9 protein-coding genes and 1 riboswitch are annotated in these 11,571 nt (G+C 28.2%); of the genes, 6 read left to right on the plus strand and 3 right to left on the minus strand.

The genetic code is table 11. From position 1 onward, the window contains the following. A partial coding sequence (locus ACRDBA_RS12210; protein WP_438573199.1) for a hypothetical protein occupies positions 1 to 1,013 on the minus strand: 1,013 nt, incomplete at its 3' end. A 13-nt stretch (positions 1,014 to 1,026) separates the two neighbouring features. Next, complete coding sequence (locus ACRDBA_RS12215) at positions 1,027 to 1,542, minus strand: hypothetical protein (RefSeq protein WP_438573200.1); 516 nt, start codon at positions 1,540 to 1,542, stop codon at positions 1,027 to 1,029. Between the two features lie 675 nt (positions 1,543 to 2,217). Between ACRDBA_RS12215 and ACRDBA_RS12220 the strand changes: the two genes are divergently transcribed. The 5 genes from ACRDBA_RS12220 (at position 2,218) to ACRDBA_RS12240 (ending at position 9,083) form a co-directional block, all read left to right on the plus strand. Beyond that, positions 2,218 to 2,580: a hypothetical protein gene (locus tag ACRDBA_RS12220; RefSeq protein ID WP_438573201.1), complete on the plus strand. Its 363-nt coding sequence runs from the start codon at positions 2,218 to 2,220 to the stop codon at positions 2,578 to 2,580. Then, entirely contained in the window at positions 2,564 to 5,881 is a 3,318-nt protein-coding gene (locus ACRDBA_RS12225; protein WP_438573202.1) for a type IV secretory system conjugative DNA transfer family protein, read from the plus strand. Before ACRDBA_RS12220 ends, ACRDBA_RS12225 begins: the two co-directional genes overlap by 17 nt. Positions 5,882 to 5,901: 20 nt before the next feature. After that, positions 5,902 to 6,375 (plus strand): helix-turn-helix transcriptional regulator, encoded by a 474-nt coding sequence (locus ACRDBA_RS12230; RefSeq protein ID WP_438573203.1) that lies wholly within the window; start codon positions 5,902 to 5,904, stop codon positions 6,373 to 6,375. 12 nt (positions 6,376 to 6,387) lie between these two features. After that, positions 6,388 to 6,461: riboswitch (Fluoride riboswitch) on the plus strand. A 68-nt stretch (positions 6,462 to 6,529) separates the two neighbouring features. Then, entirely contained in the window at positions 6,530 to 7,762 is a 1,233-nt protein-coding gene (locus ACRDBA_RS12235) for a cation:proton antiporter domain-containing protein (RefSeq protein WP_438573204.1), read from the plus strand. Positions 7,763 to 7,895: 133 nt separating this feature from the next. Further along, complete coding sequence (locus ACRDBA_RS12240) at positions 7,896 to 9,083, plus strand: chloride channel protein (protein ID WP_438573205.1); 1,188 nt, start codon at positions 7,896 to 7,898, stop codon at positions 9,081 to 9,083. 92 nt (positions 9,084 to 9,175) lie between these two features. Here the strand turns inward: ACRDBA_RS12240 and ACRDBA_RS12245 are convergent, their stop codons facing one another. Continuing rightward, the gene (locus tag ACRDBA_RS12245) at positions 9,176 to 10,744 is read right to left on the minus strand and encodes a hypothetical protein (protein ID WP_438573206.1); all 1,569 of its coding nucleotides are present in this window, start codon (positions 10,742 to 10,744) and stop codon (positions 9,176 to 9,178) included. Between the two features lie 473 nt (positions 10,745 to 11,217). Between ACRDBA_RS12245 and ACRDBA_RS12250 the strand changes: the two genes are divergently transcribed. Continuing rightward, a partial coding sequence (locus tag ACRDBA_RS12250) for a hypothetical protein (RefSeq protein WP_438573207.1) occupies positions 11,218 to 11,571 on the plus strand: 354 nt, incomplete at its 3' end.

Genomic DNA, 11,571 nt, shown 5'->3' on the forward strand with positions numbered 1-11,571 from the left:
AAATAAGTAGAAAGATTAATATAAGAGCTTTTAACAGAAACAAAGGGTGAGTTTATATTATCTTTACCATAGCTAGATATTATTTTTACTTTTTCCTTTAGGAGCATTTCATCAGAACCAATTAGTTTTAAGCCATAACCTATAATATTTACTCTAGGATCTCCTATTTCTTGATTAGGTCTATAGTTCCTTCTAAGTCCATCAATAGTGTTGGTTTTTATATTAATCAAATCAGATAATAAACGATCCATTTTTGTTTCGTAGTAATTTGATTTATGGTGGTCAAATATTATTATTTCAGGAATATAGTGTAGTTTTAGTTTCTTACCAACAACATTTAACTTAAAGTGCAATGGTGAGGGGGAAACGGTTTGCCCTTGGCATAGTAATTTATAGTACAGGTTATATAAATCTACCCAAATTATATGAATTAAATCATCTTCAGGAAGTTTAGAAGCTGTATCCTTTATTTTAATATAGTCATTTGAGCTGTAAATGGCCTTTAGGAAGCTTGAATTGTATTCTAGGTCATATTCATTGGCTAGGGTAATTATATTCCTTGTAAGAGCCTTTAGATGCTTAAATAACCACTCAGAAGAAATAACTTCGCCAGTTTCAAGATAGTATTCAACTTTCATAAGACAATTTAGAAATTTATTATTCTTAATACTGTCATTTTTATGATTAGTTTTAGGAATTTTTGAGTAATCACCTACACATACAGCTAGTGATGGAGCTTTTAAATAAAAGTATTTATGTTTTCCAATGGTTTCAACACTAATGAAGCGTAGACTTTCAAGCTCCTTGATAGTTGAATTGGCTTTTAGTTTAGAATATGAATCTGAAAGTGATGGGTTATGTTGGCTAAATAATTCATAAAACTGTTGAAATGTTATATATGAACCAAGGTTAAAGATAATCTTAAGGTATTTATGAAATCCTTTTTCAATTACATATTCATAGTTTCTCTTTTGTGTAGGGGGAATGTTTAAAGGAATAGTAATGGTATCCATTGATTACCTCCAGTTAGATTTTGATATCAGATGTATTTAAGCTAATAAAGTCATCACAAAATTGATTTATAAAACTCATTTTTTCATTGATAGCTATTTTAGTATAGGATTTAGTTATTATTTCAACTCCAATTAACTTATTGTTGAACTTAAATACCCCATCACAAGTATTTTTTCTATAAATTGATTTTAATTCACTTTCATTTTGCCAAGATTCTTGGGAGAGTTTATCAATGGTGCTATAAACCTTTAATAATATATAGTCGTGTTCAAGCTGAGTGGTATCACTTTTATATAATGACTTTCCAAGTTGCTTAAACATTTCTTTTGTATCATCAGTTAGAGTATATATACAAGTTGACTTTCCATATATTAAATAGACTCCAGAACGCTCTATTAAGTTATTAGAAATTAGATTTTCAACCTCATTATTGTTGGTTGAAAAGTGTTTTTGAGCTATATGATCTGTCATTAATCCGCAATTAGCTATAGCTAAAAGTAGATATTTATTATTATCAAAAGACACCAATCTTCATCATCTCCTAATCAGAAATAAGGATATATTAATAGTATTATTTAAAATATAAAAGATAATTATATTTATTTTGCGTATATAAAAATAGGTGAAAACCCTTTAAAATAGAGGATTTGAATTATTTTAATTAATATATAAAATCCCTCTGTACATATAGGGGGAATACCTATATAAAATTAAATGTAATTAGACCATAATTTAAATTTAATGTATAAACATTAGCTTGTATGATAATTAAGAGAATTATTCAATATTCAACAAAGGTTGAATATTATATTTAACTAAGTATTTCACTTATTAATTTAGTATGTGGACACTTATTCAATCAATCTGAATAATAGTTGCTTAAATACATGTAGGCACAGTATAGATAAATAAAAGTAAATTAAATTATAAAAATATAATAAAAAATAAATTAAATTACTTTTAAAATACAAACTATGTAATAGAGTTATTTATAAAAAGGTAAATAAAAGTAATTTTAAATAATAAAAATTACTTTAGTATCTAGATATTAAATATAGAGTATTTATGAGTAAGCATTCAAGCTGATTTGGATAGTAAATGAGCATATATATTCCAACATTAGAAATAAGGCACTAATTATTTTATATAGAATAACAGGTATAATATATTATGCTAATCAAATATGAGGGGAGTGTAGCGTTAATGCTTGATATACAACAGATAAAAGATGATGAAATTGTTATTGTTGGTGTAAGATCTAAAGATTTCTTAGGTAATCCTACACTAAATGAATATGAAATAGAGAAATCAGAAAAAGGTTTTAATGTTAGTTTTGCTAAGGTGGGTTTAAGAAACCAGAAGTATAACGGAACTATTGAGGTGGACAAGTTAATAACAAATATAAAAAGTGGAGACAGAAATGCTCAACTAATAAATTTTATATGTGAAAATAGTGAAATAGTAGCAGAAACCACTGATAAGGAATTTAGAATGAAATTAAAAGAAGTAATTTACTATAAAGTCATAAATAAAGAGATTGGAGATAGTGATGGAACAGAAGTATAAACAGCAGTTCCAGAAGTGGGTAGATAGGTCAAAGGGTAAAACAATAGATAAAGTAGCATTAATTTCAATGATTGTATCTACTGTTGTAACATTATTTTTATACTTTAGTACTTACAAGATACTGTTTTCCATTGAAATAGCAAAGCATAGTAAAATACTATACTCGCTGATTATAGTAAATGCAGTAATTGTATTCTACATGAGTATGCTAGGAGATAAGGTTTCTAAACCTGTTAATAGACCTAAAATATACTTGTTTACTACTATTACAATAGCTATAGCAACATATTCTTTACTGGCTGAAGAGTTTAATAGTTTCTTCGTTGGAGCTATTGAAACACTAGTAGATATGACTGTAGTTCCATTATTTATAGTACAAACTAACTCAAAGATTTTAACTATATTGGTTCCGTTCATAATAATAGCTGTAGGTTTCTATAAAAGCATGACTATAGCATTTAAGAAGGAATATAAGTCAGATTTACAGGAATATAAAGTGGATTGGCTTACAAGAAATGTTGAAGAATTGAATAATTATAATGTAGATTGCAAAATATGTGAGGACTTTGCAACAGGAGAATCAATTTATTTAACTGAAAAGCAAAGTTTTAGACATATGCTAGTAGCGGGAAACTCTGGTGCTGGTAAGACAAGTTTAGTATTAAGGCCATATTTAGCACAATTATTTAATAAAAAATCATTTTACAGGGAAGAACTTAAAATGCTAACTCTTGAGGCTTTAGAAGAAGGATTATGTTATATAAATGTACCAGTAACTAATAAATATATAAATGATAATTTTTCAATGGATTTAATATCTATAAATCCAGATAAGAAAGATAGATTCAAGGAAAAGTTCAATAAACTTATAATAGGAGAAAGAGAATCAGAACATATTTTATTTAATGATATCGTAGAAAATGGTAGGACAGTAGTGAATCTAGATAATACCAAAGGTATAAAAAGCACAACCTTAACAATTAGGTGTTATTTAGATGGTGTTATAGATGATGAAATCAAACTAAATTATTATACTTCTGAATATAATAACTCTATTGCAAGAGAGAACTTCAAAGTAAAGATAGACGTTGGTCCTGTTGAAATAGAAAATGAAGAATTAGAAAGCGAATATCAAAGAGCAATAGTAATAGAACTTTCTAGTAATAGTGAATTAACTACTTATGAGGTCCTTGTTACCCAAGAAAGTGAAGGTAAAATGATATATAAAAATACAGGGGTAACAACTATAGCACCTGATGGTGGTTTAAGAGAACAAACATTGAAAATAGCAGCAGCTAATGGTGTTAAAGTTCATAAAATTGACCCTAAAATGGAGGAAATTAAAAAAGGAAATATAGCTAAGTATAATCCGTTGATGTTAGGTGATCCTGAAAAAACCGGTGATATTATTGCATCAATATTAACTGGTATGGAGGATGGAGAGGTTAATCCATACTATAAAAATGCAGGGATTAGAGCTATTAGAAATATAGTTATACTACTAAGGGTAATGTATCCTATAGAGAATGGTGGAAGTGATCCAACGTTAGAAGATGTATTAGAACTATTAAATGATTTTGGAAAAGTAGAGACGATGTCCAAAAATATGAGTAAAGATGAGAATCTAAAGAAAAGATGGAAATCGGTAATTGAGTACTTTGAAGCATCATTCTATGAAATTAAGACTAATGAAAAGACAGGAATTAGGGTAAGTGGAACTAATTTTGGAATTAAAAGAGCTAAAACTCAGGAAGCTGTTGCTGGTATTATCAATCAGCTCGATAACTTTATTGGAAGAGAGGAAATCAGATATATTCTGTGTAGTAGAACAGGTGGTTTAAATCTTGATGAAGTATTGGAAGGTGGAGAGTGTATCGCAATTGCAACAAGACAGGCAGAGCTAGGAGATGTTATTGGTAGAGCATTTGCTTTATTCTTTATAATGTCATTACAAACAGCAGTGTTATCAAGATATAGTGAGGATGAAGCTCCAGAAATTCCATATGAAATTGTGATTGATGAATTTCCATTCTATTTAAATGACCAATCAAAGATATTCTTTACTTTTAGTAGAAAATATAAGTGTTCAGTTACTTGTGTTATTCAAAATATAGCACAGTTAAAAGAGCAAAGCGATATGTTCAAAGAGATAATATTAACTAATACCAATACAAAGGTTATTTTACCTGGATCAAATGTTGAGGATAGGATGTATTACACTGAGATGCTAGGTTTTGAGGATGTATTTGAGGTTAAGACTGGTATCTCATCTACTCCTTTATTCTCGGATCAAGCAAGGTATATGGAGTCCAAAAGTGGAGCAATAACGGAAAAGAATAGAGTATCTAAAGAAAAATTGGCTACATTAGAGTTTAAAAATTGCTATTACTCTGTTACTGATACCAAAGGTAAGTTAAAGATTGGTAAGGGGACTTTAGACTTTTTAAAGTTAGATGAAAATAATACTACAATCAATAAGGAATATGACTTTAGGAAATATCTAAGGCTAGTTAATGATTCTGATATGCAGTCAGTTAAGTTAAAACTAGTAAAAAAAGTTGAAAGAATAGAGATTAAAGAAGATATTAATTTTGCAGAGTTAATTAGTACTTTGAATGGTAAAGAAGATATAAAATTCTTTGAGGATGGATTTAAAGAAACTAAAACCGATATAGATAATAATAGTCAGGGAAAAAATGAGGTTAAGGATTCGGATGAATTGAAAGAGGAAAGGCAAAGTAGTGATATAGTCCCTGTTGATCCTAATGAGCTAAGTACAGATGAATTCGCGAACGCTTCATTCCCTGAATTTGTAGAGCCAGCCGTAGCTGAATCAACAGGCTTAAATGTAGATAAGGTCAATCATAAAAAGACTGAAGAGCAACCAGAAGAAGTAGAAAATAACAAAGATGATACTAGTAAGAGTAAAGTTAGTTGTAGTGAAAAGGTAGTTGTTGAAGATAAGCTGAGAAGTTTATTAATCAATCTGCATAAAAAATTAAGTGCTTTAGGTGCAGATCCTTGGGATTTAAGTAGTATTAATAATTTAATATCCTATGAGGGTAAATTAGAGAGAGTTTCAATATCTAAAGAAGCAGCTAATAATATTCATCTGAATTCTAGAACTGATAATTTATCGATAGCCTTAGTAAATAAGAAAAGTAGTAGTGATGTTCTTTTAATATATAGGGATGAAGATAACTTTAAAGTAAATAAATATATTGAAACTAAAGAAGTTGACGTAAGTTATGAATACATAGAAAAAGATGATTTTATTAATTTAAAGATAAAATCTAAATAGATGTTCATGTAGGAGGTAGTATGGACGTTAAGAAGAACAATAAAGACAAGGTAGTAGAAATATTAATAAGTTATGTAAGATACTACAGGGTTAAGGGAAATATGACTCAAAGAGATGTTGGTAAACACATTGGAATTACTGAGCAAAGATTTGCTTCTATTGAGAAAAATAAGCATAAAACGAATATTTTTAAATGTATTAAGATAGCGGAGTGTTTAGGAACAAAGGTAGATAATTTATATAAGGTAGTTAGAGTAAGTGAGGAGAAATTTAATAAAATAAAGAGTTTTGATTTGGCTGGGGACTATTCAGAAGAAATGAAAAAAGCATTTGAAACTATTGATAAATGTGAGCTTGGTGATATAAATATACCAAAGGAAGAATTGGACAAACTATACGGAATAGTTAAAGAAAAGAGTATCTTAAGGTATGGTAATGTAATTGAATCGGCTCAATGGGAAAAAGTTAAAGTAAAGATTGAACTTAATATTTAATTTTGATATACTTTTTTAGTAGGGAATGAATGTCTCCCTTGATATAAATCAAAACTGCTTAATAAGCTAATGACTTCTACAACTTTTTTGTTGTAGAATCATTGGCTTTTTTTATTGGAATAATACTTTATATAGATATTTTAGGAGGAATGAAATGTTAACAAAATTATTAATTATTTTACTTAGTTTGGGTATGATAGGTGTTTTATCTTATTATAGTGGGAAAATTGCAGAATTAATAAAATTACCATCATTAATAGGTATAATTATATCTGGTATGATAATTGGTCCAGCATTTTTAAATGTTGTTCCGAAGCTGGCTATAGATATATCACCATATATAAAAGATGTTGCTTTAGTAACAGTTTTATTTATAGGAGGACTTGGAATTAGTTTTAGTCAAATGAAGGAGATAGGAAGACCAGCAGTATTGCTTAGTATTGTGCCAGCGTTAATAGAAGGTTTAACAATTGCAATGTTATCAATCTTACTATTGAATTTTACCTTTGTACAAGGTGCAATTCTTGGATTTATAATAGCTGCTGTTAGTCCTGCTGTATTAGTGCCTTCTATGGTAGATTTAATTAAAAGAGAAATAGGTCAAGATAAAGCAATACCACAAATGCTATTAGTAGGAGCTTCAGCTGATGATACCGTTGCAATAACACTATTTACAACCTTTCTAGGCATGTACACAGCTACTATGAATGGGAAGTCAGTATCGGTATTAGCTGATATTATATCAATACCTGTAGCCATAGTTATTAGTATAACTGTAGGATGGGGGATGGCATTATTAACGAAGGGAATATTGAAAAAAGTCCGAACTAATTCGGTTAGAGTCATATTAGCTTTGATTATATGTCTGTTAGTTAGAACAATTGAAAGTCAATTTCATATAAAGCTATTTAATTCTTTACTTACTGTTATGGTCTATGGATTCTTTTTAAGAACTTACTTAAGTGATTTAGCACTAGAAGTTCAAGATGGTTTAAATAAAATATGGTCATATGGTAAATTGTATCTATTTGCCTTTGTTGGAATGGCTATAAACCCTTCATTGGTTGGTGAGTTTTTATGGATTGGAGTAGTAATGCTTATAATTTCTTTAACAGTTCGTTCGATAGGAGTACTTATTTCGTTAATAGGAACAAATTTAAATTCTAAAGAAAGAGCATTCTGTGTTATAGCATATTTGCCAAAGGCAACAGTTCAGTCAGCAAAAGCAGGAATACCACTTCAAATGGGCGTTGCTGGAGGGGAAGTAATGCAAGCGATAGCAATTTTGAGTGTTTTAATTACAGCGCCAATAGGGGCAATAGGAATAAAAATTACATCATCTAGATGGTTAAATAAAAGCGGTGAAGATGATAATGCTGCTGCGTAATTTGAAGATATTATTTCAGCACCTAAATTTAATATTGATATAAAGCTGTAATTAACTATACAGCATATAGATATTTGCCCAATAAAGGGAGGATAAACGAGTGAAGTTTTAATGATAAGGGGTGAGAAAAAATATGAGTAAAACAAGAGTTATAAAATTAGTAGTTATTTCTGGAATTATAGGTGGATTATCAGGTGTGATAATTGGAATTTTTTTAATAGTACTTGAAAAGGCAATCGAATTAAATTTAGAACAGTATTGGTTGATAGTGTTTCTACCTTTATCAGGTCTATTAATGACATTTCTTTATAAAAAATATGGCAAGAACTCAAAAAGGGGAAACAATTTAATTATCGAGAATATTAATGGAAATGAAGAAAAAATACATTTTATTATGGCTCCTTTAGTATTTATGGGAACTGTTTTAACACATATATTTGGAGGATCAGTTGGTAGAGAAGGAACGGGAGTGCAAATTGGTGGAACAATTGGGAATTCGCTTGCAAATATATTTAAGAAAACTGATTTGGATAGAAAGATATTATTAATAAGTGGAGTGTCAGCAGGGTTTTCAGCTGTATTTGGAACTCCTATTGCAGGAACTATATTTGCAGTTGAAATATCAACAGTAGGTAATTTAAATTATGCATCTATGTTACCAGCTGTAACGGCAGCCATAATTGGTGATAAAGTAGCAAGACTTGTAGGAGTTACACATACTCACTTTCAAATTCCTCAAATTGAATCATTTGCGGGTATGAATATTGAAAAAGTAATTATTTTATCGATTTGCTTTGGTCTTATAAGTAAATTATTTGTTTATATGATTCATTTGGTTAAAGATATATTTAATAAGTATATAAAAAATGATTATATAAAAATCTTAATTGGTGGATCAATTATGGTGGGTATAACATTTTTATTAGGAAATAGGGTATATAACAATTTAAGTTTAGGATTATTAATGGATTCATTTGATGGGAATGCACCATATTTTGCGTTTCTAATAAAGCTATTACTAACTACTCTTTGTCTAGGTGTTGGATATCAAGGGGGGGAAGTAACACCTTTATTTGTTATAGGGGCAACGTTAGGGGCTACTTTATCACCTATATTGGGATTACCAGTTACATTTGCAGCTGCATTAGGATTAATAGGTGTTTTTGCTGGTGCCACAAATGCACCTATTGCTTCATTTGTATTATACCTTGAATTGTTTGGTTCAAATGATATGATTTTTGCAATGATTGTTTGCATAATTAGTGTATTCATTTCTGGCAAAAAAGGAATATACTCTTCGCAAGTTTGGTTAGAATATTAATTTAGAATATCTTAATAAGATAAATAAGAATATATAGTATAAATTAGGTTATAAGCATTACTCCCCTGCGATTATGTAGGGGAGTAATTATTTTAATGCAAGATATCAGTGTAGCAAGTATAAGAATCAAGTTTTAAGGTAGATTTAATGGTATTGATCATAGTTCTGTTTAAAATATCAACAGCGATATGTGATATGTCTTCATCAGCAATAAGATAAATACTATCGGGTGTTATATCACTTATATAAATTTTCTTTTTATTCTTCAGGTTAAAATCTTCTATATCTTTATAAACAGCTAGAATTGTTGATTTAACAACCTTTGAAGATATATAGTTCAATCTAGTGTTTAGGGGTGAAAGTGGCATGTGTTCGATTAGTTTCACATCATATCCTTTATAAGTTTCTGTATTAAACATATCTATTGCATTAATAAGATCAGGTAAGTTCTCTTTAATGAAATCTAAGAAAACTTCAATATCCTCATTAAATAGTAAAGTAGATTTATATGTGTATAAATAGTTTTTAATATCCTCAATTGAAGTAAATTTGCATATATAGGCTTCTAAAACCAATAAAATTGTAGTTATTAAGCCTATTTCTAAATCAGGATTTAAAGTTTTTATATAGTTAATCAAATTATTATCTGAATCACCAGGAACTATATAATCTTTTAATCTTAGGATGTTCAGCAAGCTGTTAAAGTATATATCAGGTAGAGTTCCTCTAATAACGCATGAGTTATTCCGTTGCATAATAAAGTTGAATGGATAATTACTGCTAATTAAACCATTTAGATTATATGAGTGGGTGATATAGTTATCTAAGCATAGATTTTGTAGTGAATATACTTCACAGTATGTTTTATATAAATTTAAAAAATCTGAATCTGAAATACCTTCGTATAAGGAAATAGGTAATTCAGTATTATTCTCAAGATAATCTAACAAATTAGGTTTGGTAATCTCAAAATCATCTATAGAAATTAATTTATCTGAATAGGACCTCAACTCAAGTTCTTTATTTTTAAGTGTTAATCCATCGTTTAAACCCAAGCTTCTCATATATGATCTATAATCAATTAGATATAAATCTCTCTCTTTATTTATGTAGCTAATATATGAGTGATTATTAATAATATCAAATAACTTTCTGTAAATAGGGATTAAAGCTCTATAACAGTTTAGTTCAGATTTATTAAAATTATTAGAAGCAAACATAGTGACAAGCTGCTCAATGCTCTTAATATCTTTTCCATAAAGTATTTTAATGATAAGAACAAGTGGCATTGTTGTTTCATCAGCGTATTTGAAAGAAATCTTCAAAGGTTTTGGTATATTAGATATTAGCTTAATAAGACTCCTATCATTGCAGTTAAAACATAATCCATCTGTAGTAATATATTTAAATGTAGAATTTTCAGGGAATATAACAAGAAATTTTCCACTCATTAATTTATAGTGGTAATCTTTGAAATTTTCATTATTAAGCTCTATGGTTTCTATAGGTGAATTATCAATTTCTATCTTATTGAGTAGTTGTAGACAATCACCTTTTATCCTATCTGAATAATTAATCTCCTTATATTCTTTTACATCTGAATTATTTAATTCAACGTCTAAATCTTCGTAGTTAAAAACATTACCCCTAATTTTACTCATATTCTATACCTCGTAGTTAATTTAGTATTTTAGTAGTGTTTCCTAATTTGAATAAAAATATTAGGTAATTATATATTATAAATAGGTAATTAAAAATAATAAAAATTATCTTTAATTATATACAATTTAGTACTGCATATAATTTATTGAAAGATATATTAAAGGTAATAAGGCATATAAAATATAATTTAAAATAAATATATAATAATAAAATATAATTAAAAGTAATTAAAAATAATAAAAAATAACTTTAAATAACAAATATAGATTTAGATTTACTTTCATTAGTTAGTGGGATATGAAGAATATTTCTTGGCTTTGAATATGAAGTATAATTAAAAGTAAAAAAATAATAAAAAATACAATAAAAATATAATTAAAAGTAAAAATAATACTTGAATGATAATTATACATAATATAAAATATATTTAGAGAGAAAAAATACGAGAGATATGATGGAGGAATAATAAGTTATGAGTAAAGAAAAAGTGTATACAATTAATGCAAATGCAGATGGAGGGAACTATAGTATTAAAGTACTAATAGGAGAATCTTACGGGAAATTTACAAATGCATTTATTTCGGCTGACAGAAGTGAGGTAAAAGCTACATTAGAAAACGAATCATATGTTGGTAGAAAAAAAGAGGATATATATAATTCTTTATTTGTATCTTTCAAACTTCAAGAAGATCAACCAGTTGAGTTCATGTTTGATACTAGAGCTTTAGGAATTGAAGGAAGTCAATACAGAGCTAATAAGGAAAAGTGTAATGATAAGCAATTAGTAATGAATACATTATTATCTGTAGCCGTAATGCAATTAGTA

It is taken from the genome of Clostridium sp., from assembly GCF_051654825.1.
Taxonomy (GTDB): domain Bacteria; phylum Bacillota; class Clostridia; order Clostridiales; family Clostridiaceae; genus Clostridium.